Source organism: Falsigemmobacter intermedius, from assembly GCF_004054105.1.
Lineage (GTDB): Bacteria > Pseudomonadota > Alphaproteobacteria > Rhodobacterales > Rhodobacteraceae > Wagnerdoeblera > Wagnerdoeblera intermedia.
On record NZ_SBLC01000006.1, the window covers coordinates 75,006 to 100,346 of the forward strand.

Annotated in this window: 20 protein-coding genes; 4 read left to right on the top strand and 16 right to left on the bottom strand. The window is 63.0% G+C overall.

What is annotated here, in order from left to right; genetic code table 11:
* Positions 1-24: 24 nt before the first annotated feature.
* The 10 genes from sucC to EP867_RS05790 all read right to left on the bottom strand — a co-directional run bounded on the left by sucC (position 25) and on the right by EP867_RS05790 (position 12,727).
* Positions 25-1,218 carry an ADP-forming succinate--CoA ligase subunit beta gene (gene sucC / locus EP867_RS05745; protein WP_128487250.1) on the bottom strand — a complete coding sequence of 398 codons (1,194 nt, stop codon included), beginning with the start codon at positions 1,216-1,218 and terminating at the stop codon, positions 25-27.
* A 321-nt stretch (positions 1,219-1,539) separates the two neighbouring features.
* Positions 1,540-2,502 carry a malate dehydrogenase gene (gene mdh, locus EP867_RS05750; RefSeq protein ID WP_128487251.1) on the bottom strand — a complete coding sequence of 321 codons (963 nt, stop codon included), beginning with the start codon at positions 2,500-2,502 and terminating at the stop codon, positions 1,540-1,542.
* A gap of 278 nt (positions 2,503-2,780) precedes the next feature.
* Positions 2,781-3,875: a BMP family ABC transporter substrate-binding protein gene (locus EP867_RS05755; protein ID WP_128487252.1), complete on the bottom strand. Its 1,095-nt coding sequence runs from the start codon at positions 3,873-3,875 to the stop codon at positions 2,781-2,783.
* Between the two features lie 55 nt (positions 3,876-3,930).
* The gene (locus EP867_RS05760) at positions 3,931-4,863 is read right to left on the bottom strand and encodes an ABC transporter permease (RefSeq protein WP_128487253.1); all 933 of its coding nucleotides are present in this window, start codon (positions 4,861-4,863) and stop codon (positions 3,931-3,933) included.
* Positions 4,860-5,948, bottom strand: coding sequence for an ABC transporter permease (locus tag EP867_RS05765; protein WP_128487254.1), 1,089 nt, complete (start codon positions 5,946-5,948; stop codon positions 4,860-4,862). Before EP867_RS05765 ends, EP867_RS05760 begins: the two co-directional genes overlap by 4 nt.
* Positions 5,945-7,480: an ABC transporter ATP-binding protein gene (locus EP867_RS05770; RefSeq protein WP_241656838.1), complete on the bottom strand. Its 1,536-nt coding sequence runs from the start codon at positions 7,478-7,480 to the stop codon at positions 5,945-5,947. The genes EP867_RS05765 and EP867_RS05770 overlap by 4 nt, the downstream gene beginning before the upstream one ends.
* Positions 7,377-8,450 carry a xanthine dehydrogenase accessory protein XdhC gene (xdhC, locus tag EP867_RS20190; protein ID WP_380050111.1) on the bottom strand — a complete coding sequence of 358 codons (1,074 nt, stop codon included), beginning with the start codon at positions 8,448-8,450 and terminating at the stop codon, positions 7,377-7,379. Before xdhC ends, EP867_RS05770 begins: the two co-directional genes overlap by 104 nt.
* Complete coding sequence (gene xdhB / locus EP867_RS05780; RefSeq protein WP_128487257.1) at positions 8,443-10,758, bottom strand: xanthine dehydrogenase molybdopterin binding subunit; 2,316 nt, start codon at positions 10,756-10,758, stop codon at positions 8,443-8,445. The genes xdhC and xdhB overlap by 8 nt, the downstream gene beginning before the upstream one ends.
* Positions 10,755-12,140: a xanthine dehydrogenase small subunit gene (gene xdhA, locus EP867_RS05785; RefSeq protein WP_128487258.1), complete on the bottom strand. Its 1,386-nt coding sequence runs from the start codon at positions 12,138-12,140 to the stop codon at positions 10,755-10,757. Before xdhA ends, xdhB begins: the two co-directional genes overlap by 4 nt.
* Positions 12,141-12,289: 149 nt before the next feature.
* Entirely contained in the window at positions 12,290-12,727 is a 438-nt protein-coding gene (locus EP867_RS05790) for an SRPBCC domain-containing protein (protein WP_241656825.1), read from the bottom strand.
* 119 nt (positions 12,728-12,846) lie between these two features.
* On the opposite strand from EP867_RS05790, the gene dnaE reads away from it, so the two are divergent.
* From dnaE to map, 4 genes are all read left to right on the top strand, one after another.
* Positions 12,847-16,347, top strand: a complete 3,501-nt coding sequence (gene dnaE, locus EP867_RS05795; protein ID WP_128487260.1) for a DNA polymerase III subunit alpha — start codon at positions 12,847-12,849, stop codon at positions 16,345-16,347.
* A 4-nt stretch (positions 16,348-16,351) separates the two neighbouring features.
* Positions 16,352-17,425 (top strand): NAD(P)/FAD-dependent oxidoreductase, encoded by a 1,074-nt coding sequence (locus EP867_RS05800; RefSeq protein ID WP_128487261.1) that lies wholly within the window; start codon positions 16,352-16,354, stop codon positions 17,423-17,425.
* A 101-nt stretch (positions 17,426-17,526) separates the two neighbouring features.
* Positions 17,527-18,309, top strand: coding sequence for a glycoside hydrolase family 25 protein (locus tag EP867_RS05805; protein WP_322098999.1), 783 nt, complete (start codon positions 17,527-17,529; stop codon positions 18,307-18,309).
* Positions 18,310-18,417: 108 nt separating this feature from the next.
* Complete coding sequence (map, locus tag EP867_RS05810; RefSeq protein WP_128487262.1) at positions 18,418-19,164, top strand: type I methionyl aminopeptidase; 747 nt, start codon at positions 18,418-18,420, stop codon at positions 19,162-19,164.
* A gap of 33 nt (positions 19,165-19,197) precedes the next feature.
* On the opposite strand, the gene hflX is transcribed toward map, so the two are convergent.
* The 6 genes from hflX to hpt all read right to left on the bottom strand — a co-directional run bounded on the left by hflX (position 19,198) and on the right by hpt (position 25,283).
* Positions 19,198-20,481: a GTPase HflX gene (hflX, locus tag EP867_RS05815; RefSeq protein WP_241656826.1), complete on the bottom strand. Its 1,284-nt coding sequence runs from the start codon at positions 20,479-20,481 to the stop codon at positions 19,198-19,200.
* Complete coding sequence (hfq, locus tag EP867_RS05820; protein ID WP_028028559.1) at positions 20,478-20,711, bottom strand: RNA chaperone Hfq; 234 nt, start codon at positions 20,709-20,711, stop codon at positions 20,478-20,480. Before hfq ends, hflX begins: the two co-directional genes overlap by 4 nt.
* A 114-nt stretch (positions 20,712-20,825) precedes the next feature.
* Positions 20,826-22,364 (bottom strand): potassium transporter TrkG, encoded by a 1,539-nt coding sequence (locus EP867_RS05825; protein WP_241656827.1) that lies wholly within the window; start codon positions 22,362-22,364, stop codon positions 20,826-20,828.
* Positions 22,365-22,367: 3 nt separating this feature from the next.
* Positions 22,368-23,744 (bottom strand): Trk system potassium transporter TrkA, encoded by a 1,377-nt coding sequence (gene trkA / locus EP867_RS05830; RefSeq protein ID WP_128487263.1) that lies wholly within the window; start codon positions 23,742-23,744, stop codon positions 22,368-22,370.
* A complete protein-coding gene (locus EP867_RS05835) occupies positions 23,741-24,652 on the bottom strand; it encodes a c-type cytochrome (RefSeq protein ID WP_128487264.1) in 912 nt (303 codons plus the stop codon). Before EP867_RS05835 ends, trkA begins: the two co-directional genes overlap by 4 nt.
* Positions 24,653-24,740: 88 nt before the next feature.
* Positions 24,741-25,283, bottom strand: coding sequence for a hypoxanthine phosphoribosyltransferase (hpt, locus tag EP867_RS05840; protein ID WP_128487265.1), 543 nt, complete (start codon positions 25,281-25,283; stop codon positions 24,741-24,743).
* Positions 25,284-25,341: the final 58 nt, after the last annotated feature.

Below are 25,341 nucleotides of genomic sequence, written 5' to 3' on the forward strand. Positions count from 1 at the left end.
CCCTGAATTTCAACGAAAGACGGATCAGCCTTTGACGGCTTTAACGATTTTTTGCGCTGCGTCCGACAGGTTGTCGGCGGCAATCACGTTCAGACCCGACTCAGCGATGATTTTCTTGCCGAGTTCGACATTGGTGCCTTCAAGGCGCACGACCAGCGGAACCTGCAGGCCAACGGCGTTCACCGCAGCCAGGATGCCTTCCGCGATGATGTCGCAGCGCATGATGCCGCCGAAGATGTTCACGAGGATCCCTTTAACGTTCGGGTCCGAGGTGATGATCTTGAAGGCCTCAGTCACTTTCTCTTTGGTGGCGCCGCCGCCAACGTCGAGGAAGTTTGCCGGTTCTGCGCCGTAGAGTTTGATGATGTCCATGGTGGCCATCGCCAGACCTGCACCGTTCACCATGCAGCCAATTTCACCATCGAGCGCGATGTAGTTCAGGTCGTATTTCGAGGCTTCCAGCTCTTTGCTGTCTTCCTCAGTCTCGTCGCGCAGGGCGGCGATATCGGGCTGACGGTAAAGGGCGTTGTTGTCGAAGCCGACTTTCGCGTCCAGGGCTTTCAGATCGCCGTCGGTGGTCACGATCAGCGGGTTGATCTCAACCATCTCTGCGTCCTTCTCGATGAAGAACTTGTAGAGTTTGTTGACCAGATCGCCGCATTGCTTGATCGCTTTGCCTTCAAGGCCGAGCGCAAACGCCACGGTGCGGCCGTGAAACGGCTGGATGCCGGTCGCCGGATCCACCGAGAAGGAAACGATTTTCTCGGGGGTGTGGGCCGCGACTTCCTCGATGTCCATGCCGCCTTCCGTCGAGACGACGAAGGACACGCGCGAGGTCTGACGGTCGACCAGCAGCGCGAGATAGAGTTCGCGCGAAATGTCCGAACCGGCTTCGAGGTAGATGCGATTGACCTGCTTACCGGCCGGGCCGGTCTGGTGGGTCACGAGGGTCTTGCCCAGCATCTGGCCTGCAAATTCCGCTGCCTGCTCTGCCGAGAAGGCAAGGCGCACGCCGCCTTTTTCGCCGGCTTCCGGCTCAACGAATTTGCCCTTACCACGGCCACCGGCGTGGATCTGGGACTTCACCACCCAGAGCGGGCCGCCCATCTCATCGGCAAGCGCCTTTGCATCTTCAGCTTTCAGCACAATACGGCCATCCGATACCGGCACGCCATAGGTGCGCAGAAGCGCTTTGGCCTGGTATTCGTGAATGTTCATGTCACAGTCCTGTCCTGGGTGGAATTGGCCGTTTCATGGCACAGACTGCTTTGCAAACAAACAGGATTTGGTTGGATTTGAACGTTACCCACAGAATTTCAGCTCTATGTGATCACAACAAAAATTCGTGTGATCACAAATTTTCAGGCATACTGCGTCGCAGCGTCAATCTGTCGCGAAATTGCTGCAGGGCAGCATCACGGGCGTTCACCTGACAGTAACCAGGACGCGATCGGGATGGGAGCGGGGCGGGCCGAAAGACGGCCTTTGCATAAAAAAACGCGCCCCGGAGGGCGCGTTTTCTGTCGTCTCAGTGGCAGATTATGCCAGCGACGGATCGATCGCTTTGCAGGCTTCGACCAGGCCGTTCACAGCGGCGACGGAGTTGTCGAACATCGCCTGCTCTTCTGCGGTCAGCTTGATTGCAGCAATACGCTCGATGCCGCCGGCACCGATGATCGTCGGAACGCCGACATACATGCCGTTCAGGCCGAAAGCGCCGTCCACATAGGCTGCGCAGGGCAGCAGACGCTTCTGGTCTTTCAGATAGGCTTCTGCCATCTCGATGGCCGAGGTTGCCGGAGCGTAGAAGGCCGAACCGGTCTTCAGCAGGCCCACGATCTCTGCGCCGCCGTCACGGGTACGCTGAACGATCGAGTCCAGTTTCTCCTGGGTGGTCCAGCCCATTTCGACCAGATCCGGCAGCGGAATGCCGGCAACGGTCGAGTAGCGGGTCAGCGGGACCATGGTGTCGCCGTGGCCGCCCAGAACGAAGGCGGTGACGTCTTTCATCGAGACGTTGAACTCGACCGACAGGAAGTGACGGAAACGAGCCGAGTCGAGAACGCCGGCCATGCCGACAACTTTCTCAGCCGGCAGGCCCGAGAACTTCTGCAGCGCCCAGACCATTGCGTCGAGCGGGTTGGTGATGCAGATCACGAAAGCGTTCGGAGCATGTTTTGCAATGCCTTCGCCGACCGATTTCATAACTTTCAGGTTGATGCCCAGCAGGTCATCACGCGACATGCCCGGCTTGCGCGGCACACCTGCGGTCACGATGCAGACGTCAGCGCCGGCGATATCGGCGTAGTCGTTGGTGCCTTTCAGGATGGCGTCAAAACCTTCCGAGGGGCCCGATTCAGCGATATCGAGGGCTTTGCCCTGGGGCGTGCCTTCCGAGATGTCGAACAGGACGATGTCGCCGAGTTCTTTCAGAGCTGCGAGGTGAGCAAGGGTGCCGCCGATCTGGCCTGCGCCGATAAGCGCGATCTTGGAACGGGCCATAGTATCCTCTCCGGTTGAGGGTGGTCGGTAACCGCATATGCCCAGATGCTGCCGCTTGCAAGCCTGCGGGAACATGCCGCAGCACCCGGAGAGTATGTTTCCGCTAACCGCCCGCACAGTTGCGTAAGATTGTGTTCCTTCTGACGCTGCGGGCGACAGAAAAATCCGGGCCAGTTCGGGGGCGGCCCGCCAAGGGCGGCTCACCGCCGCCAAAGCAAAAGGCCCCGCCACAGGGGCGGAGCCTTTCAACAGATGTCAGATCCGGTATGCCCAAGGGCTTACTTCGGAATATCGCCTTTGATGCCTTCGACGTAGAACATCATACCGGCCAGATCGGCGTCGGAGATGACTTCGCCCTCTTTAAGGAAGGGGGTGCCGTCCTGCTTGTTCAGCGGGCCGGTGAAGGGGTGCAGGGTGCCGGCAACGATGCCGTCCATGACTTCCTGGGCTTTCGCTTTCACGTCATCCGGAACCGCCGAGGAGAACTCGCCGATTTTCACTTCGCCCGAAGCGATGCCGTCCCAACGGTCCGACTGCTCCCATTTGCCTTCAAGAACCGCACCAACGCGCTCGATGTAATAGGGGGTCCAGTCGTCGATGATCGAGGACACGCGCGGCATCGGCCCGAATTCCGGCATATCCGAGGCCTGACCGAAGCCGATCACATTGCCGGCCTTCTGCGCTTCAATGAGCGGCGCGGTCGAGTCGGTATGCGAGAAGATCACGTCCACGCCCTGATCGATCAGCGCTTTTGCTGCGTCAGCCTCTTTCGCCGGGTCGAACCACGAGAAGGCCCAGACGACCGACAGTTCCACATCCGGGTTCACCTTTTTCGCAGCCAGATAGACCGCGTTGATGCCCATGATGACTTCCGGGATCGGGTAGGAGCCGATGTAGCCCAGCTTGTTGGTTTTCGTCATCAGGCCGCCGATGGTGGCGGTGACGGCGCGGCCTTCATAGAAGCGCGCGTTATAGGTCGAGACGTTCGGATGCTCGCGCTTGTAGCCGGTGGCATGCTCGAACTTCACATTCGGGAATTTGCCCGCAACGTTGTTGGTCGCATCCATGAAGCCGAAGGAGGTAGCGAAGATGATGTTGCAGCCCGAAAGCGCCATCTGGCTCATCACGCGCTCAGCATCCGCACCTTCCGGCACCGATTCCTGATATTGCACTTCGACTTTGTCGCCGTAATGCGCCTGCATCTTTTCGACGGCTTCGTGGTGATACTGGCTCCAGCCACCGTCGTTTTTCGGGCCGACGTAGATAAAGCAGGCTTTCGCTTTATCGAGCGCCTGAGCCGAGGCGGTGCCGCCAAAAGCAAGGCCAAGGCCAAGGCCGAGGGCGGCGGTGGCAAGAAGGGTTCTGCGCATCATCAGGTATACTCCGGGTTGCGGGTTTCCCGGGCAATTGCCCGGATATAGCCTAAAGTCAATGTGTTGCGTGGAAGCTGCGGCCAAGAGCGCCTGGGGCACCCTTCGCTTTGCGGCCTCCCATCGCTGACATTACCACAAGAACGAGGATCGTAATCAAGTAGGGCGACATGGAAAGATATTCCGTCGGGATCTGCACGCCCGCGACCTGAAGATTAAGCTGCAAAACGGTGATGCCGCCGAAAATCCAGGCACCGAGCAACAGCCGGCCCGGCTTCCAGCTGGCAAAGACCACCAGCGCCACCGCAATCCAACCCGCGCCCGAGGTCATGCCCTCGGTCCAGAGCGGCACGCGGATGAGCGAGAGATAGGCCCCGCCAAGGCCTGCCATGGCCCCGCCGAACATGATTGCCAGCATACGGATGCGCACGACTTTATAGCCAAGCGCATGGGCCGCATCATGGTTTTCACCCACAGCGCGCAGCACGAGACCCGCGCGGGTGCGGTTGAGGAAATACCAGGTGCCGATCACGGCCGCAAAGCTCAGATACACCATGATGTCATGACGGAAGAGCGCCACACCGATCCCCGGAATATCCGAGATCGGACCGAGGTCGAGCTTGCCCATCATCGGCGGCTTCGCACCGACATAGCCCTGACCGACAAGGGCAGAGAACCCCAGCCCAAAGAGCGTCAGCGCCAGACCGGTGGCCATCTGGTTGGCCAGCAGATATTGCGTCAGCACCGCAAAGATCAGGCTCATCGCGGCCCCGGCGGCCGCGCCGCCGACAAAGCCCATGACGGGGCTTCCGGAATGCACCGCCGTGGCAAAGCCCGCGATGGCCCCGGTGATCATCATCCCCTCAACACCAAGGTTCAGAACGCCCGCGCGCTCAACCACCAGCTCGCCCAGACCCGCCAGCAGAATGGGGGTCGAGGCGACGATCAGAGAGGCCGTCAGGATCCAGAAATCAATTGCAGAGAGATTCATCGCGCAACCTCACGACGGGCCAGACGGATCCGGTAGTTGGAGAGAAGATCCAGCGCCAGCAGGAAGAAGAGCAGCATCCCCTGGAAGGCCTGAATAGAGGCTTTCGGCAGGCTCAGCATGAACTGCGCCAGCTCGCCACCGATATAGGTCAGCGCCAGCAGCAGACCCGCCAGCAGAATGCCGATCGGGTTCAGCCGCCCGAGCAGCGCCACGATGACCGCTGTAAAGCCATAGCCCGAGGCAAAGTCGATGCTGATCTGACCGCCGGGGCCCGTGACCTCAAAAAGCCCCGCCATACCGGCCAGCGCACCGGAAGTGCCCATGCAGATCAGCACCAGCGCCGCAGGCGAGACGCCCGAGAAGCGCGCAGCCCGCGGTGCCTGGCCGGTCAGCCGGATGTTATAGCCCAGCATATGGCGCTGCAGCAGCACATAGGCCGCGATCACGGCAAGGAAGGCCGTCACAACGCCAAGGTGCATGCCGGTGCCTGCGATCAGTTCCGGGTTGGCCGAAGCCTCATATTTGGCGAAGTTGCGCGAGCCGGGGAAGCCGCCGCCATCGGGGTTTTTCATTTTGCCGATCGCCATGGCCGCCAGCAGCGACTCTGCCACATAGACCAGCAGCAGCGAGACGAGGATCTCATTGGTGCCGAACCAGACCTTCAGAAGGCCCGGGATCAGCGCCCAGATCATGCCGCCGACCAGACCTGCAGCCACCATCAGCGGGAAGATATGCCAGCCGAGCGCGGGGTAGAAATAAAGCCCGACCGCCGCACCGGCGATGGCGCCCATGATATATTGACCCTCAGCCCCGATGTTCCAGATCCCCGCGCGGAAGCCCAGCGAGAGACCAATGGCAATCAAGATCAGCGGACCGGCCTTGACCAGAAGCTGCGGGCGCGAATAGGCCGCGAACTGTTCATTGAACAGCGGGTCCCAGAAGATCGTGCGGATCGCCTCAAAGGGGTTTTTGCCCAGAGCCCAGAACATCAGGCCCCCGGCAATCATGGTCAGCAGAACGGCGAGAACGGGGGTCACGGCGACCCAGGTCCGCGAGGGCGTGGGGCGTTTTTCCAGACGGATCACAGGCGGGCCTCTTCAGGTTTTGCGGCCAGGGCAGGGGTCTCGGGCAGGCCATGGGCACCGCCCATCATCAGACCGATTTCATCCACGGTCAGGCCACGTGCCGGGCGCGGAGCGCTCAGGCGGCCTTCGTTGAGTGCGGCAAAGCTGTCGGCCACTTCCAGAAGCTCATCAAGGTCCTGGCTGATGACGATGACCGCCGCCCCTTTGGCGGAGAGATCCAGCAGAGCCTGGCGGATGGTGGCAGCCGCCGCCGCATCCACGCCCCAGGTCGGCTGGTTCACCACGATGATATCGGGGTTTTGCAGGATCTCACGACCCAGCACGAATTTCTGCAGATTGCCGCCCGAAAGCGCGCGCGCCGCGACATGGGTGCCGGGGGTGCGGACGTCAAAGGCTTTGATGATCTGCGCGGCGAAATCTTCGACCTTCGGCCAGTTGATAAAGCCGCCCGAGGACAGCCCCTGACGCAGATTGCCTGAGAGCAGGGCATTTTCCGTCAGCGACATATCCGGCGCGGCCGCATGGCCAAGGCGTTCCTCGGGGGCCGAGACCAGACCCAGGGCGCGGCGTTCATTGGGGCCAAGGTGCCCGGCGGGCTGGCCTTTGATCTTGACGCGCTCTGCCTGGGTAGTGATTTCACCCGAGAGTGCGAGCAGCAGTTCATCCTGGCCGTTACCGGCCACCCCCGCGATGCCCAGAACTTCGCCCGCGCGAAGCTGCAGCGAGATGTCTTTCAGCGAAGTGCCGAAGGGATTGGGCGAGGCGACCGAGAGCCCCGTCACCTCAAGGCGCATCTCGCCCGGCGTCTGCTCGGCACGGGCGGGGGGCGTCAGGATCTGACCCACCATCAGTTCCGCCAGTTCGCGGGCCGATTTCTCCCGCGGATCGCAGGAGGCTACGACTTTGCCGCGGCGCAGGATGGTGGCAGTGTCGCACAGCGCGCGGATCTCTTCGAGCTTATGAGAGATGTAAAGGATCGCCGTCCCCTCAGCGGAAAGCTGGCGCAGCGTGCGGAACAGGATCTCGACCTCCTGGGGCGTCAGCACCGAAGTCGGCTCATCCATGATGAGAAGCTTCGGATCCTGCAGCAGGCAGCGCACGATTTCGACGCGCTGACGCTCACCGGCAGACAGATCACCGACCAGACGCGCGGGATCCAGCGGCAGGCCATAGGCATTCGAGACCTTGCGGATCTGCCCGGCCAGCTCGCCCATGGGCGGCGGATTTTCCATCCCCAGCGCCACGTTCTCAGCCACATTCAGCGCATCAAAAAGCGAGAAGTGCTGGAACACCATGGCCACGCCGTTGCGCCGCGCCTCAGAGGGGCGGTGGGGCGCATAGGGGGCGCCGCGCAGCATCATCTGACCGGCGTCGGGCTGCACCAGGCCGTAGATCATTTTCACCAGGGTGGATTTGCCCGCGCCGTTCTCACCGAGAAGCGCGTGGATTTCCCCCGGTCCGATGCTGAAGGAGACGTCGCTGTTCGCGACCACCCCCGGATAGGCTTTCGTCAGGCCGCTGAGGCTCAGCAGGGGGCCGGTCGATGATGTCATCCGTGATCTCCGCCTCGGAATGCCGTTTTAACAATTGATGTGCCACGCCAATGGCGATGGCCTGAGGGTGCTTGCCAAAACTCCGCTCGCCGATCGGGCAGGTCAGCCGCGCAAGCGCGTCCTCACCATGTCCCAAAGCTGCAAGACGGGACCGGAAACGCGCCCTTTTGGTGGCCGAACCGATCAGTCCCAGAAAGCTGAACTCCCCCCGTAGCAGAAGCCGGTGGCAAAGTTCCAGATCAAGCGCATGTGAGAAAGTGACAATCAGATGCGCAGCCCCGGCGGGGGCGTCGGTGCAAAAGCTTTGCGGGGCGGCATCAAAACGCGCCGTCACGCCCTCGGGGATCTCTTCGGGAAAGCGGCTGCGATCCGTGTCGATCCAGGTGATTTCATACTCTGGCAGAGGCTGCAAAACCTGAACCATGGCACGGCCGACGTGGCCGGCACCCCAGATCCACAAAGCCTGTCGCGGCAGAGTGACCGCTTCGGCCATCCAGCCCTGATAAAGCCCGGGGCGCAGCCGCGCCTCAGCGCCGCTGCGGTTTCGTGCGACGATCCGGCGCAGCGTGAAGGGCATCTCGGCGGCGGCTCTGGCCGCTTCCGTCACAGGGCGCAGCCAGAGATCCGCCTGAGGAGAAGGCAGGGTGCTTTGGGTGAAGACTTCCGTAAGCAGGGTCACCGCGCCGCCGCAGCACTGGCCCAGTTTCGGCCCCAGCGGCTCGCGGGTGAGGCGGGGGCTAAAGTCCGCCGCCGCGATCATCGCCCGCGCCCGCGCCATGGCCTCAAATTCCAGCGCGCCGCCGCCGACGGTCCCCTGCGAGCCGCCGGGCCAGACCAGCATGGCCGTGCCGGTCTCGCGCGGGGCGGAGCCGTCAAAGCCTGCGACCACCACCCGCGCCACAAGCGGGTGCCGGGCGACAGCGTCGCGCAGTTGCGCCAGATCAGCCATTGCCATGACCCTGCCGGCGGCGCACGGCCATCAGAACCCGCTCCGGCGTGGCGGGCGCGTCAAGTGCCACATAGTCCGCGCCGCTGCCGCAGAAAGAGATGGCATGCGACAGCGCCATCAGCACGGAATTGCCATGCATGAAAGGCGGCTCTCCCACTGCCTTTGAGCGGTAGATCGTGGCTTCGGGGTTCGGCTCATCCCAGAGGGTGACATTGAACACCCGCGGCCGGTCGGAACAGGCCGGGATTTTATAGGTCGAGGGCGCATGGGTGCGCAGACGGCCCTTGTCGTCCCAGACCAGCTCTTCTGTGGTCAGCCAGCCCGCGCCCTGCACAAATCCGCCCTCCACTTGACCGATGTCCAGATCGGGGTTCAGCGAGGCCCCGGCGTCATGCAGAATATCGGTGCGCAGAATGCGGTTTTCGCCGGTCAGCGTGTCTATCACCACCTCTGAGACCGCCGCGCCATAGGCAAAGTAATAAAACGGCCGCCCGCGGCCCTTTGCGCGGTCCCAGGAGAGATCGGGGGTTTTGTAAAACCCGGTTGATGACAGCGAGACACGGGCTGCGTAGCAGGCCGCTGCCGCTTCGCCGAAGGTCATCTCCGCAGAGCCTGCGGTGACTTTACCCGCCTCAAAGCGCACCGCATCGGCGCTGACGCCATGCAGGGCGCCCAGATGTTCGGCCATGCGGCTGCGAATGGTCTGACAGGCATTCTGCACCGCCATGCCGTTCAGATCCGACCCCGATGAGGCAGCGGTGGCCGAGGTATTCGGCACCTTTGCCGTATCCGTCGCGGTGATCTTAATCAGATCGAGCGGCAGGCCGAACTCCGAGGCCGCCACCTGGCTCACCTTGCGGAACAGCCCCTGGCCCATCTCGGTGCCGCCGTGGTTCAGATGCACTGAGCCATCGGCATAGACATGGACCAGCGCGCCCGCCTGATTGAGATGCGTCAGCGTGAAGGAAATGCCGAATTTCACCGGCGTCAGCGCAATCCCGCGCTTCAGCACCGGATTGGCGGCGTTCCAGGCTGCGATGGCGTCCCGCCGCGCGTGGTAGTCTGAACTCTCTGCCAGGCGCTCGGTCAGGCGGCCCAGCACCATATCGCGGACCTCCTGACCGTAGTGGGTGGTCGCCACCTGCGCGGGGGCGCTGCCCTCCGTGGAGCTGTCGGGATAGAAGTTCAGCCGCCGCACCTCCAGCGGATCGCGGCCAAGCTCATGGGCCAGATGATCCATCACCCGCTCAATCCCCAGCATGCCCTGCGGGCCGCCAAAGCCGCGATAGGCGGTGGCGCTTTGGGTATTGGTGCGCAACCGGTGGCTCTCAATCCGCATGGCGGGGATGAGATAGGCATTGTCGGAATGCAGCATGGCGCGGTCTGCCACCGGATGGGTCAGATCCTGGGCCCAGCCCGCGCGGGTGTAATGCTGAAACAAGACCGCCAGCAGACGGCCCGTATCATCATAGCCCACATCATAGCTGATGCGGAAATCATGGCGCTTGCCGGTGATGACCATATCGTCATCACGGTCATAGCGCATTTTGCAGGGCCGCCCCGTCAGCAGAGCCCCGATGGCGCAGGCGATGGCCGGGGCATTGCCCTGGCTTTCCTTGCCGCCAAAACCACCGCCCATGCGGCGGCATTCGACCCGTACGGCATGCATGGGGCGGCCGATGGCCTCTGCCACTTTGTGCTGAATCTCGGTCGGATGCTGGGTGGAGCTGTAGACATGCAGATCCCCCCCTTCACCCGGCAGCACGGCAGCGGCCTGAGATTCGAGATAGAAATGCTCCTGTCCGCCCATCTCAATGACGCCCGAGAGGCGTCGCGGCGCGGCGTGCAAAGCGGCCTCCGTCTCGCCGCGCTCCCAGACCACGGGCGGGCCGAAGCGGCTGTCGGCGGCCAGAGCCTGCTCAACCGTCAGGATCGCGGGCAGGGCCTCATAGGTGATCTTTGCCAGACGTGCCGCTTTGCGGGCGGCAAGATGGCTCTCCGCCAGCACCAGAAAGACCGGCTGGCCAACATAATGCACCCGGCCCTCCGCCAGCAGCGGCTCATCATGGGCCGAGGGAGAGCAATCCGCCCCATGGGGCAGATCAGCCGCCGTCAGCACCGCCACCACGCCAGGGGCTGCGCGCACGGCGCTCAGATCCATGCTCAGGATCTCAGCATGGGCCTCAGAGGACAGACCGAAGGCAAGATGCAGCGCATTGGCGGGCAGGGGAATATCATCGATATAGCGCGCCTGACCCGAGACATGCAGCAGGCCGGAATCATGTTGAACGGAAAGACCGACACTCATGCCTGCACCTCGTGAAGATTGGTGGTGACGCCCTGGTGTTCAGCAAAGACCCGGGCCAGCATGCCCTTCGCAGCCTCCATCCGATAGGCGGCTGAGGCGCGCATATCCGAGAGCGGGGTGTAATCACGCTCCAGCGCGGCCTGAGCGCGGGTCAGGGTCGCAGCCGTCATGGGCTGGCCGATCAGCGCTTCCTCTGTCGCAAGGGCCCGCTTCGGGGTGCCGGCCATGCCGCCGAAGGCGATCCGGGCCGAAGCGATCACACCGGCTTCCGTCGTCAGATTAAAGGCTCCGAGGACGGCAGAGATATCCTGGTCAAACCGCTTTGAAAGTTTGGCAACGCGCAGGGTATCGGGCTGCTTCGGGATCTCGATCCATTCGATAAATTCACCCGGGCGGCGGTCCTGACGGCCGTATTCGATGAAATACTCCTCAAGCGCGAGGCTGCGGCGCTCCTCTCCGCGGCGCAGATGCAGCTTTGCCCCAAGCGCAATCAGCGCGGGCGGGCTGTCCCCGATGGGAGAGCCATTGCCGATATTGCCGCCGATGGTCGCGGCATTCCGGACCTGGACCGAGGCATAGCGCGACAGCATTGCCCCCAGAGAGGCGAAATGCGGCGAAAGGGCCGCCAGCAGGTCGGTGATGGTGACCATGGCCCCGATGCGGAAGTGATCTCCGGTCTCCTCCACCCGCTGCAGGTCTTTGACACCGGAAATGAAGGCCACCGGGCCCAGGTCTTTCAACCCCTTGGTGACCCAGAGCCCAACGTCAGTTGCCCCCGCAATAAGCCGTGCCTCAGGGTTGGCCAGATACCAGGCAGCCAGTTCATCGGCGCTGCGCGGGGCGAACCAGGCCGCGCCCGGCGGGTTCAGCAGCGGCGGCAACGCTTTGCTGCGGTCGGCGCTGACCCAGACGGGCAGGGGTGCATCCTGGGATGCTTCAGCCGCGCGGATGATCGGCGCATAGCCTGTGCAGCGGCAGAGATTTCCGGCAAGCGTGCGGTCATGATCGCGCGCGCCGGAAATGGCGGCGGCGGTGAGGCTGGCCACGATCCCCGGCGTGCAAAAGCCGCACTGGCTGCCGTGGCACTCCGTCATAGCCTGCTGCACCGGCGAGAGCCGCCCGTCCTCATCGGCGAAACCTTCGACCGTGCGGATGGATTTGCCCTGAAGCTGCGGCAGAAACAGGATACAGGCGTTGAGCGCCCGCGCACCCGCCTCATCTGAGACGACCACCGTGCAGGCCCCGCAGTCCCCTTCATTGCAGCCTTCTTTGGTGCCGGTCAGCCCGCGCTCCTCGCGCAGCCAGTCCAGCAGGGTGCGTGTCGGAGAGACGCCCTCCACACGTACCGGCGTTCCATTCAGCAGAAACGCTACATCGCTCATCGTCTGATCCGCCGCGTTACCAGTTATATGCAGTATGGCGGCGCGTCCCGATGCGGCGTAAGGACGGGCCCCTGGCTGTCGCCAGAAAACCCGATCCGCGACATTATGTCCACCGAAGAAGCGGTGAGCGCCTCAAAATCTGCGCGAATTTACGGTTCTAGTGACTGCGCGACCCGTTCAAGCTGCCGCGCCACCTGGGTCCAGCCGCCGATGAACCCCATCTCTGCATGGCGCTGCGCGGCCCCGGCGTCGGCGTGACGCGCTGTGACACGGTAGAGGCAGCCCCCCGCTTCGCCGGGGATGAACCGCAGATCGGCGGTGAAAAACCCGGTCGCGTTCGGGCGCCACCCGGCCGACAGCGCATCGGTAAAGACCAGGCGGCGGCCCGGCTCAACATGCAGGATGCAGCCCTCTCCGGCCATCTCGCCATAATCCTCAAAGACTATTTTCGTGTAGAACCGCCCGCCCGGGACCGGCTCAATCACCGCCTCTTCCGTGCGGCCAGGCTCAGGCGCGAAAAAGCGTTTCAGAAGCGCGGCTTCGGTCCAGCAGCGAAAGGCCGCCGAAGGGGTGCAGTCGAGGGCCACCTCAAAGCTCAGGTCATCGGGTCCTCCCTGACCTCAGGTCACCGGATCAGCCTGCGCCCCGTTGCCTGCGCTGTCAAGGAAGCCTTCCACCCGCCCGGCCCATTGCCTATGCTGCCGCCATGAGCCAGCCACGATTCATCCATCTCCGCACCCATACCGAATATTCGCTTCTTGAGGGGGCGGTGCCGCTGAAAAAGCTGGTCAAGCTTTGCGCCGGTGCCAATATCCCCGCGATCGCGGTGACGGATACCAATAACCTCTTTGCTGCACTGGAATTTTCCGTCACAGCCCTCGGCGCGGGGGTGCAGCCGATCGTGGGCTGTCAGCTCTCGCTGCGCTTTGATCCGGCGCCCCAGGGGGAAAAACCCCGGGCTCCGGCGCCGGTGGTGCTGCTGGCGCAGAATGAGCGCGGCTATGAAAATCTGATGAAGCTGAACTCCTGCCTCTATCTGCGAGAAACCGCTGAGGTGCCGCAGGTGACGGTGGAGGATCTGGCGCAATACTCAGAGGGCCTGATCTGCCTGAGCGGGGGGGCGGAAGGCCCGGTGGGGCGGCTGTTGCAGGGCGGGCAAACCGCGCGGGCAGAGGCGCTTCTCGACCGGCTGGCGGCGATTTATCCCGACCGCTTCTATGTGGAGCTGCAGCGCCACCCCGGCGAGGATGGCCAGTTCACCGCCGGAGAGCGGATGACCGAGCGGCCCTTCCTTGAAATGGCCTATGCGAAAAACCTGCCGATCGTGGCGACCAATGACGTCCATTTCCCGGATGCAAAGATGTATGAGGCGCATGATGCGCTGCTTTGCATTGCCGACGGCGCTTATGTGGACCAGTCCGCGCCGCGCCGCCGTCTGACGCCTGCGCACAGCCTGAAATCGCCCGAGGAAATGGCTGCGCTGTTTGCGGATCTGCCGGAAGCGCTGGAAAACACGGTCGAAATCGCCCGCCGCTGTGCATTTGCTGCCTATAAGCGCAAACCCATCCTGCCGGTCTTTGCCGCCGATGAAGTGGAGGAGCTGCGCCGTCAGGCCTGGGAGGGTCTGGAAAAACGTCTCGCCGTCATTCCCCTGGCCGCGCCGCGGGAAGAATATGAGAAGCGGCTTGAGTTTGAGCTGTCGATCATCGAGCGGATGGGCTTTCCGGGCTACTTCCTGATCGTTGCGGATTTCATCAAATGGGGCAAAGCGCAGGGCATTCCGATCGGTCCGGGCCGGGGGTCCGGTGCAGGCTCGCTGGTCGCTTACGTTCTGACCATCACCGACCTTGATCCCTTGCGCTATGCGCTTCTTTTTGAACGCTTTCTGAATCCGGAACGGGTGTCGATGCCGGACTTCGACATCGACTTCTGCATGGACCGCCGCGAGGAGGTGATCCGCTATGTCCAGGGCCGTTATGGCCGGGATAAGGTGGGGCAGATCATCACCTTCGGTGCGCTGCTCTCAAAAGCTGCAGTGCGTGACGTGGGCCGCGTGCTGCAGATGTCTTACGGCCAGGTGGACCGGCTGTCGAAAATGATCCCCGTCGAAGGGGTGAAGCCGGTCTCGATCACCAAGGCTCTGGCTGATGAGCCGCGCCTGCGGGAGGCGGCGAAGAATGAAGAGGTCGTGGACCGCCTTCTGACCTATGCCGAACAACTTGAGGGGCTCCTCAGAAACGCCTCGACCCACGCGGCGGGGGTGGTGATCGGGGACCGCCCGCTGGATGCGCTGGTGCCGCTTTACCGTGACCCGCGTTCTGAGATGCCCGCAACCCAGTTCAATATGAAATGGGTTGAGGCCGCGGGTCTGGTGAAATTCGACTTCCTGGGTCTCAAAACCCTGACGGTGATTCAAAACGCGATCGACCTTGTTCTGGGTCAGGGGCGCGACATTCACATCAGCGCAGACGGGCGGAAACTCTATGATCCTCCGCCGGGAACTGTGAATGAAATCAACGCTATACCGCTCGATGATAAAGCAAGTTATGAGCTTTATGCGGCGGCGAAAACCGTGGCTGTCTTCCAGGTGGAAAGCTCGGGCATGATGGATGCGCTCCGGCGCATGAAGCCCACCTGTATCGAGGATATCGTCGCACTGGTGGCGCTCTATCGCCCCGGCCCGATGGAGAATATCCCGGTTTATTGTGAGGTGAAACACGGGCTGCGTGAGCTGGAATCGCTGCATCCGACCATCGATCCGATCCTGAAAGAAACACAGGGCATCATCGTCTACCAGGAACAGGTGATGCAGATCGCCCAGGTCATGGCCGGCTACAGCCTGGGCGGCGCGGACCTTCTGCGCCGTGCCATGGGGAAAAAGATCCCCGAAGAGATGGCGAAAGAGCGGCCGAAATTCATTGAAGGCGCCAAAGCCACCCATAATATCGACGCGAAGAAAGCTGGGGAAGTCTTTGATCTTCTTGAGAAATTCGCAAACTACGGCTTCAACAAATCCCACGCTGCCGCCTATGCGGTGGTCTCCTATCAGACGGCCTGGCTGAAAGCGAACCACCCGGTCGAATTTATGGCCGCGGTGATGAACTGCGATATCCATCTCACCGATAAGCTGAGCGTCTATAAGCGTGAAGTGGACCGGATGGGCATTCCGGTGGTGCCGCCCTGTATCAACCGCTCGGATGCGACGTTTACGGTCTCCGAAGGCCAGGTGGTCTATGCTCTGGGCGCGCTGAAGAACGTCGGTGTGGAGGCGATGAAACTCATCGTCTCAGCCCGCGGGGATAAGCCCTTCCGCGATCTCGCTGATTTCGCCAGCCGGGTTGAGTTGAAAAAGGTCGGAAAACGCCCGCTGGAAATGCTCGCCCGGGCGGGGGCCTTCGATCTTCTGGTGCCCAACCGGGCGCGGGTCTTTGAGGCGCTGGATGCCCTGGTGGCCTATTCCGCGGCAATCCACGAGGCTCGGGCCTCCAATCAGGTCTCGCTCTTTGGCGAGGCGGGGGATGACATCCCGCCGCCGCGTATTGCGATGCGCAATGACTGGCTTCCGGTCGATAAACTGGCGCAGGAGCATCAGGCCATCGGCTTTTACCTCTCCGGCCATCCGCTGGATGACTGGATGGGGGCTTTGCGGCGCAAGGGGGTTCTGACCCTCTCGGAGCTTGCGAAGAAAGCGGCTTCCGGTCCGGTGGTGGCGAAGCTCGCGGGTTCGGTCTCGAACCGGCAGGAGCGCAAATCCTCGCGCGGGAACCGCTTTGCTTTCGTCGGCTGCTCAGACCCGACGGGTCTTTATGAAGTGACGGTTTTCTCTGACGTTCTGGATGCCGCGCGGCAGTTTCTTGAGCCGGGGATGAATGTGGTCATGACCGTGGAGGCCACGGCTGAGGGAGACAGCCTGAAGCTCCTCGCCCGCGGGGTCGAACTGGCCGACAGCGTGGCTGCGGGGGCTGGCGGCGGCGAATTGCGCATTCACCTGAGCGAGCCTTCCGCGGCAGCCTCAGTCGCTGCGCTTTTGAGCCGCGCCAAAGCAGAGGCCGGGCGCCAGGCGAAGGGAGAGATCAGCATTGCGGTGATCGATCCGACCTCGGGCGCAGAGGTGGAACTGGCGATCCCCGGCTCCTGGCCGGTGACGCCCCAGGTGAAATCCGCGCTGAAATCCGTTCAGGGCGTTCTGGCAGTCGAAGAGGTCTGATCCTTTGGAAGCATCCGATATTGTCATCATCGGCGGCGGTGTTGCCGGACTGACGCTTGCGGCGGAACTGGCGGGCTCTGCGAAAGTCCTGGTGCTCGAGGCTGAGGCGCATTTCGGCTATCACGCCTCGGGCCGCTCGGCGGCGCTTTATGAGCCGGCCTATGGCGCCCCCGCCGTGCGGGCTTTGACCGAGGCGAGTTTGCCGGCCTATCAGGCCGGGGGCTGGCTCAGCCCCCGGGGTCTGATGCTGCTGGGGCAGACCGGCGAGGATGAGGGGTTTCGTGCCGATGTTGCGGGCATGAACCTGCAGGAACTGAGCCTTGATGAGGTGCGGGAGATCGTTCCGATTCTCAGCCGCAGCGTGGCTTTCGCAGCCTTTTGTGACCGGCCGCAGGATATCGACACCGACCGGCTGATGCAGGATGCGCTGAAGCGGCTGCGCGCAGGCGGCGGCGCTTTGCGCACGGGGCTGCGGGTGACGGCGATCCGGCGTGACGGAGGAAACTGGCTGGTCACCGCCGGAGATGAGGTTTTCGCGGCGCCGGTCCTCGTGAATGCTGCCGGGGCCTGGGTCAATGAGATCGCGGCTATGGCCGGGGTCAGCGGGCCGCAGTTTCAACCCTACCGCCGGTCGGTTGCGCGGATTGCAGCCCCCGGCGGGGCGGATCTGCGCCGCTGGCCGATCTTTTTTGGCATCGGTGAGAGCTGGTATGCCAAGCCCGATGCCGGTGCGCTGATTGTCTCGCCTGCCGAAGAGACGCCGGTTGGTCCGCATGATGCCTTTTCCGACGATATGGCGCTGGCAGAGGGGCTTGAGCGGTATCAGGCCCATGTCACACCGGAGGTCACGCGGCCGCTTGCCACCTGGGGCGGCTTGAGAACTTTCGCGCCCGACAGGGTTCTGGTGATCGGCGAAGACCCCGTTCAGCCGGGCTTTTTCTGGCAGGCCGGGCAGGGTGGCTATGGTTTTCAGACCGCACCCGGGGCGGCGCGTCTGGGCGCGGATCTGATCCTCGGGCGGGCACCGGAGCTTTCTGCGGATCTGGTCGCGGCGCTCTCGCCTGCACGCTTTGGCTGAAAGCTTACTTTTTCGTGAAGCTTAATGCTGTCGCAAAGGGATGACACTTCCGTGAAGCTGCGGCAAAACTCTCAGACATCCAAGCCGGAGTTCTGAATTTGTTGTCTTACCTGTCCCGCAGTGTCATCGCGCTGTCTCTGGGTCTTCTGGCCGCCTGCGGCGGCGGTCCGGCCTATCGTCCGCAGGCTCCGGTCTCGCAATATGCACCGCAGTTCGGCGACGTGAAGCCGGTGGACTGGCCCTCAACCCCGCCGCGCCATTATCCGATCCACGGCATTGATATATCGCGCTGGAATCAGGGCATTGACTGGCCGGTGGCCCAGGCTGCCGGGGTGTCTTTCGCCTTTATCAAAGCGACCGAGGGCGGGGATCATATTGACCCGGAGTTCCGCACCCATTGGGAAAATGCCCGCCGCGCAGGCGTGCCCCGCGGGGCCTATCACTTCTGGTATCACTGCCGCTCGGGGGCCGAGCAGGCCGAGTGGTTCATCCGCAACGTTCCGCGCGAAGCGGGCGCGCTGCCGCCGGTGCTGGATCTTGAGTGGCCGCGCTCTCGCAACTGCCCGGTGCGTCCGGATGGGGCGCATGTGCGCCGCGAGGCAGAGGTTTTCCTCAACCGTCTTGAGCGCCATTACGGCCAGCGTCCGCTGGTCTATACCACGCCGGATTTCTACAAAGACACTGACCTGGGCCGCCTGCGGGCTGAGTTCTGGCTGCGCGCGGTGGCGGATCACCCTTCCTCGGTTTACCCCGGTCAGGCCTGGACCTTCTGGCAGCACACCGGCACCGGGATTATTCAGGGCATCCCGGGCAAGGTCGATATCAATGCCTTCCGTGGCAACCCGGGCGACTGGGCCGGATGGCTGGCCCGGCGCCGACAGTAACGCGCTGAAGCGCCGCCCCCCTCCCAAGGAGGGGGGCGGCGGCGTTTTTTCTGATGGCGCAGGCTCTCGGGAGGCTTATAGCTGTGCCAGTTTCAGACGGAGGCCCCCATGATCGTGAAAACTGAGGAAGAGCTTGAGGGCCTGCGCCGGATCGGGCGGATCTGTGCAGAGGTGCGCGACGCCATGATCCGCGCCGCCGAGCCGGGGATGACCACTCTGGAACTCGACACTATCGGGCGCGGGCTTCTGGACAAAGCCGGTGCGGTTTCGGCCCCGGAAAGCACCTATAATTTTCCCGGTGCGACCTGCATCAGCGTCAATGAAGAGACCGCCCATGGCATTCCTGGCCCGCGCGTTCTGAAGGCCGGGGATCTGGTGAATGTGGATGTCTCTGCCTCAAAGGACGGGTTTTTCGCCGATACCGGTGCCAGCTTTGTCCTGCCCGAGGCCAGGCCGGTGCTGGAGCAGCTTTGCCGTGACGGCAAAAAGGCCATGGATCTCGGCATTGCTCAGGTCCGGGGCGGGCAGCCGCTCAATGCCATCGGGATCGCTGTGGGGCGCTTTGCGAAATCAAAGGGCTATACGCTGATCTGCAATCTGGCGAGCCATGGGATCGGGCGGGGTCTGCATGAATACCCCGAAGAGATTGCCACCTGGCCTGACAAACATGACCGCCGCGTCATTGCCAAAGGCCTCGTTCTGACGGTTGAGCCCTTCCTCTCGCGCGGCGGGCGCGAGGCAGTGCAGGGCCGCGACGGCTGGACGCTTTATGCCTCTCCGCAGGCGCCCACGGTGCAATATGAGCATACGGTTGTGGCGACCGATAAAGGCGCGATCATCCTGACGAAGATCTGACGAAAAAGGCCGGGGAACGCCCCGGCCTTTCGCTTAGAGATTGCGGAACTGCTGTTCCTGTTTCGCGGTCCAGAGGGCGGTGATTTTCCACCCCTCTTCCGTTTGTTCCTCTTCTTCGACCAGGCCGCGCTCATGCAGCCAGGCGCGGCGGCGGCCCTCGGCAAAGCTGAGGTTCAGGCTGCGGTGGTGGCGCTCTTCGCCGAGATGGTCATTGACCACGTCGAGAAGGTGATCCACCCCCACACCGGTCCAGGCCGAGAGCGTCAGCACATCAGGACGGATCGCGGCATTGGCAAGCGTGCTTTCGCGGCTGACCGGATCCAGAAGATCCAGCTTGTTCCAGACCTCAAGCACCGGCACCTCTTTGCGCAGGCCCAGCGAGGACAGGATCTCGCGCACGTCTTCGGCCTGTTCCGCGGTCTCCGGGTGCGAGATGTCGCGGACGTGGAGCACCAGATCAGCCTCCAGCACCTCTTCCAGCGTGGCGCGAAAAGCAGCCACAAGCTGGTGCGGCAGGTCTGAGATAAAGCCCACGGTGTCCGAGAGGATGATCCGCCGACCCGAGGGCAGCACAACCCCGCGCATGGTCGGGTCGAGCGTGGCAAAGAGCATGTCTTTGGCCAGCACATCCGCCCCGGTCATGCGATTGAAAAGCGTGGATTTTCCGGCGTTGGTATAGCCGGCCAGCGCCACAATGGGGAAGGGCACCTTGCGGCGGGCGGCGCGGTGCAGCTCGCGAGTCTTGACCACCTTCTCAAGCTGGCGCCTGAGGCGGATCACCTGCTCGTCAATAGCGCGGCGGTCGCTTTCGATCTGCGTCTCACCAGGACCGCCGACGAAGCCAAAGCCGCCCCGCTGACGCTCAAGGTGGGTCCAGGCGCGGACAAGCCGCGTGCGCTGATAGCTCAGCGCCGCAAGCTCAACCTGAAGCACACCTTCGCGGGTGCGCGCCCGATCGGCGAAGATCTCAAGGATCAGACCGGTGCGGTCGAGAAGCTTGACGCCCCATTCTTTTTCAAGGTTGCGCTGCTGCACCGGGGTCACGGGGCCGTCGATCAGCACCAGATCCACTTCGGCCTCTTCGAGGCGCTGTTTGATCTCTGCGATCTTGCCCGAACCAAAGAGGAAGCCGGGGATGCCCTTGCTCAGGCGCACGACTTCAGAGCCGACCACCTCAAGCTCGGGCATGGCGGCGGCCAGCGATACAGCTTCGGCCAGGCGGTGCTCAGGCAGCCGCCGGCCGGGATCATTTTTGCGGTCCGGGTGGATCACCCAGGCGCGGGTGATCTGGTCACCCTGTTCGATCTGGAAGTTCAATCGTCGCCTTCATACAGGCTGATGGGCTGACCGGGCATGATGGTCGAAATCGCATGCTTATAGACAAGCTGCGACTGGCCATCGCGGCGCAGCAGCACACAGAAGTTGTCAAACCAGGTGATGACGCCCTGCAGCTTCACACCATTGATCAGGAAAATCGTAACCGGAATTTTGGCTTTGCGGACGTGGTTCAGGAATGCGTCCTGCAGGTTCTGCTTATCGCCAGCCATTTTGCTGCTGCCCTTTTTTTCGCGTTCTTCTTGGCGTTGCCGCGGGTTTCCTCCCGGCTGACAGCCAATATGGTATGCAACGGGCGGACTTTCCAGCCCAAAATCAAAGAAGTCTCAGCGCCGCCAGGCCTGGGGCATGGCAAACGCAATCAATGCAAGGGTTTCAAGGCGGCCAAGGATCATGCCCGCTGCAAGCACAACACGCGGACCGCTTTCAAGATCCTGCCAGCGGATCTCTGAAATCCGGCTGATATCGGCCATTGGTCCGGTCCCGCTGAGCGCAGAGGCGGACAACAGGATCGCCGCCTCAAAGTCGAGGCCCATGGCGGCGAGAATGAGGTTCATGGCCCCCAGTGTCAGGGCAAAAAGGATGAAAAAGACAAAGGCGATAAAGGCGCCTTCCGTGCGGATATGGCGGGCAAAGGCCCCGCCGCCCGCCACCGAAGAGGGTTCTGAGAGGCGTTCAAGCTCGCGCCGGCCGAGGCTCCAGAGCGCATAGATCCGAAGAAGCTTCACGCCCCCGGTGGTCGTGGCCACGCCCCCCCCGATCATGGCCAGCCCGAGAAGGAACAGGCCCGGCTCCTCCATCCCCGACCAGATCCGCGTCAACGGCCAGGCGGCGCTGTCAAAGCCCGTGGTGGTCATGAAAGACAGTGTGGTGAAGACCGCCCCCCAAAGGGCGCTCAGGCTGCGCATCAGATTGAGGGTGTCATGCTCGGTCAGTTCGCTCAGCCCGTGACGAAACGCCAGAGCGGCCGGAACGGCGATCAGGATCACCAGGGCGGTGCGCAGCTCCGGATCACGGCGCAGCGGAAAATCGACCCGCGCCTGGGGCGCACCCGGCAAAAACCGCCGGGACAGCGCCAGCGTCAGCCCGGCAAAGATCACCACCTCCCCTGCAAAGCCTGAAGGGGCCGACGAAAAGCGGTCCAGCGGCGTGATGCCGGAGGTGGAGATCGTCCCCATGGCATGCATCAGCGCCGTCAGTTCCGTGTCGCCCGCGATCAGAAGCGCCGCCCAGAGGCAGGCGGTGATTCCGAGCCAGGCGGGCAGCAGCGCCAGAGCATGTTCAAAAAGCCGGTCCGCGGGCTCGGCTTCGGTGCCCTCATAATTGCGGCTCAGACCCGCGGGGCGGCCAAAGGCGCGGGGGGCATAAAGCTCAAAGCCGCCGATGTTCAGCGGTGCCAGGATGGCTGAAGCCGAGACCAGCACGAAAAAGCCGCCCGCCCAGCCCACAAGGCCGCGCCACAGATGCACGGGTCCCGGCAGCTCATGGGCCGGAATGATGGTGGCCCCGGTGGTGGTGAAGCCCGAGATCATCTCAAACCAGGCCTGCCCGAAAGTCAGATCCGGCACCGCCTGAACCATGGGCAGCGCCAGCAACGGGGGCAGGGCAAGGCAGGCCCCGGCGAGGCTGCGCAGATGGCTGCGCGCCGGGCTGCGGGGGCGAAATCCCCAGGTGGCGATGCCCAGAAAGAGCCCCAGGATCAGCAGGGCCGTGGCCGAATAGAAAAAGGCCCGCGCCACCGCAGGAAGTCCGGTGACCGAGGCATGAACCGCCGGCACCAGCATCAGGCTCGCTGAGACCAGCAGCATCACCACCGGCAGCGGCAGGGGATAGCGGCGCAACGGGGTCAGGGCGCGGGCGGGCATGGCTCAGAAGTAATCGACCGAGACCTGAAGCAGACGCTCCACCTCGGGGATGTCAGAGGCCATGACGAAGAGGGTGATCATATCCCCCTCTGACACCCGCAGATCGGGGTGGGGGCGCAGCACCTCGCCGCCTTTGCGGATCATGCCGATCATCACGCCTTCGGGCAGGGGCATATCCCCGATCAGCTTTCCGGCAAGAAGTGAGGTCGAGAGGACCTGCGCCTCAATCACCTCAGCCGCCCCGTCCTCGATCGAATAGATCGCGCGGACCCGGCCGTGGCGGATGTGTTTGAGGATCGAGGACACCGTAGTCGAGCGCGGGTTGATCCAGGCATCGACATCAAGCGCCTCCGTCAGCGGCACCATGGTCGGATCGTTGATCAGCGCGATGGACATGCGGCAGCCCATCTGCCGCGCCCGGACCGAGACGAGCAGGTTGGTGCGGTCGTCTTCGGTCAGCACCAGCACCGCATCGGCGCGGTCGATATCGGCTTCTTCCAGCAGATCCCGGTCCAGCCCGTCCCCATTGAGCACGATGGAGCGGTTCAACTCATCGGCGACGACCTCGGCCCGCGCGCGGTTGCGCTCAATCAGGCGGACGCGGATGCGGTCGGGGCGGGCCTCCAGGGCCTTAGCGACGCTGAGGCCCACATTGCCCGCGCCGACAATCACCACCCTTTTGCGCGGCCCCGGCGATTTGCCGAAAATCTCCAGCGTCCGCGAGACGTCATCAGCATGGGAAAAGACATAGATGCGGTCGCCTGCAAGCAGCTGGTCCCCCGCCTCGGGCGCGAAGAGGCGCTGCTCGCGGCGGATGCCCACGACCACGGCGCGCAGACTGGGAAAGAGATCCGACAGATGCCGCAGCGGCGTGTTCAGAACCGGGCAGTCCTCTTCCAGCGCCAGCCCCAGCAGGCGGGCGCGGTTGTCGAGGAAGGCTTCCGTATCAAAAGCTGTCGGGGCCTCAATGCGCTGCAGCGCGGCCTCTGCCACCTCAACCTCCGGCGAGATGATGACATCGATCGGCAGATGGTCTGAGCGGTAGAGGTTGGAGTTCAGCGCATCGAGATAGGCGGCGGTGCGAAGCCTTGCGATTTTGCGCGGCACCCGGAACATCGAATGGGCCATTTGGCAGACGACCATATTCACTTCATCCGAATGGGTCGCGGCGATGATCATATCCACGTCCTGCGCCCCGGCCCGGGCCAGCACATCGGGATGGGAGGCAAAGCCCGTAAAGCCCTGGACGTCCAGCACCTCCGCTGCGCGGCGGATCAGTTCGGGATTGGTGTCGATCAGGGTGACGTCATTGCCCTCACCCGAGAGATGGCGCGCGATCTGCCAGCCGACCTGGCCCGCGCCGCAGATGATCACTTTCACGGGGTCGCAACTTTCGGGCCGGGGACTTTTTGCAGGTAATCGGCCACGGCCTTACGATCCGCCTCCGGCAATTTCGCGTAATTGTCGACGACCAGCGCCATATGACCTCCTACGCTGTCGTAATCGGGAGTCATGCCGCTGGACAGGAAGCCTGCGACCTCCGCCGCGCTCCACCCAAGGCCGGGGCCGGTGATGTCGGGGACGCGCCCTTTGCCGGAGATATCCGGCCCGCCCTGGAGATAACGGCTCATATCCGGCGCGCCGGTCAGCCCGTTGCGCGGCGTGTGGCACTCGCTGCAATGGCCCAGCACTTCGACCAGATATCTTCCGCGCAGTTCTGAGACGTTGAAATCCTGAGCGGCCAGCACCGGCGCACCCTCGCGGGCGAAGGCGAATTTCCAAAGGCCAATGGCGCGGCGGAAATGCAGCGGCAAAAACAACTCATGTTTCTGCGATGGCCTGTCCGAGACGGGCAGGGTCCGCAGATAGGCGTCAAGATCAACCAGATCGCGCGGGGTCATGCCGGCATAGCTGTCCCAGGGAAAGGCGGGGTAATAATGCTCTCCCTCAGGCGAGACGCCCTTCATCACTGCATTCGCCAGATCCGTCACCCCCCAGGAGCCGATCCCCTCAGTCGGATGGGGAGAGATATTGGGAGCGATGAAGGTGCCATAGGGCGTTTCAAACCGCTGCCCGCCGGAGAGGACGAGTTTGTCTTCGCCCGTGGCACCGGGGGCGGCATGGCACGAGCCGCAGCCGGCGGCCAGGAAGACCGCCTCGCCCCGGGTCGCATCAGCATCGGCGATTTTAAAGCGGTATCCTTCAACTTCAGAGGGCTCCGTCACGACCCAGAACACCGCACCACCCAGAAGGGCAGTGACGAGGAGAGAGGGGATCAGTTTTGCCATGACGTCTCCGGGCCGTTTCACTCTATTGTGCCAAAGCAGACTGCCCGGGTCGAGGGGGAAGCGAAAAGGGGCCCGCAGGCCCCTTTGATCACTCTTCGGTGAAGCGCACCTTGCCGATATAGGGCAGGTTGCGGTTGCGCTGACCGTAATCGATGCCGTAGCCGACGACGAATTCATCGGGGATCTCAAATCCGGTCCAGTTGGCGCGCATATCCACTTCACGGCGCGAGGGCTTGTCCAGCAGCGCACAGATCTGCAGACGGCGCGGCTGGCGCGACAACAGCAGGTTCTTCACGTGGTGCAGCGTAAAGCCGGTGTCGACGATGTCTTCCACCACCAGCACGTCACGCCCCGCGATCTCGCCGCGCAGGTCTTTCAGAATCCGCACTTCCTTCGAGGAGGTCATGCCATCGCCGTAAGACGAGGCTTCAAGGAAATCCACCTCGACCGGCAGTTTGATTTCACGCACCAGATCGGCGATGAAAATGAACGAGCCGCGCAGCAGACCAACGACCACCAGCTTATCGGTGTCGTGATAATAGGCGGTAATCTCACTCGCGAGTTCCTCGACCCTGGCCGCAATCGACTTGGCCGAGATCATCTGATCAATCACATATGGGTTCTGAGACATGACCGCCCCTTGATTTCATCGGTCGTTCGCATCTAGAGCAGGTCGGACTTTTAAGCAA

Coding starts and splice junctions, on each gene's coding strand:
- xdhA (WP_128487258.1), bottom strand. CDS start 12,140: ATGAGCGATGTAGCGTTTCTGCTGAATGGAACGCCGGTACGTGTGGAG.
- xdhB (WP_128487257.1), bottom strand. CDS start 10,758: ATGAGTGTCGGTCTTTCCGTTCAACATGATTCCGGCCTGCTGCATGTC.
- EP867_RS05825 (WP_241656827.1), bottom strand. CDS start 22,364: ATGCCCGCCCGCGCCCTGACCCCGTTGCGCCGCTATCCCCTGCCGCTG.
- EP867_RS05760 (WP_128487253.1), bottom strand. CDS start 4,863: ATGAATCTCTCTGCAATTGATTTCTGGATCCTGACGGCCTCTCTGATC.
- sucC (WP_128487250.1), bottom strand. CDS start 1,218: ATGAACATTCACGAATACCAGGCCAAAGCGCTTCTGCGCACCTATGGC.
- xdhC (WP_380050111.1), bottom strand. CDS start 8,450: ATGGCTGATCTGGCGCAACTGCGCGACGCTGTCGCCCGGCACCCGCTT.
- map (WP_128487262.1), top strand. CDS start 18,418: ATGATCGTGAAAACTGAGGAAGAGCTTGAGGGCCTGCGCCGGATCGGG.
- EP867_RS05835 (WP_128487264.1), bottom strand. CDS start 24,652: ATGGCAAAACTGATCCCCTCTCTCCTCGTCACTGCCCTTCTGGGTGGT.
- dnaE (WP_128487260.1), top strand. CDS start 12,847: ATGAGCCAGCCACGATTCATCCATCTCCGCACCCATACCGAATATTCG.
- EP867_RS05755 (WP_128487252.1), bottom strand. CDS start 3,875: ATGATGCGCAGAACCCTTCTTGCCACCGCCGCCCTCGGCCTTGGCCTT.
- mdh (WP_128487251.1), bottom strand. CDS start 2,502: ATGGCCCGTTCCAAGATCGCGCTTATCGGCGCAGGCCAGATCGGCGGC.
- hpt (WP_128487265.1), bottom strand. CDS start 25,283: ATGTCTCAGAACCCATATGTGATTGATCAGATGATCTCGGCCAAGTCG.
- hfq (WP_028028559.1), bottom strand. CDS start 20,711: ATGGCTGGCGATAAGCAGAACCTGCAGGACGCATTCCTGAACCACGTC.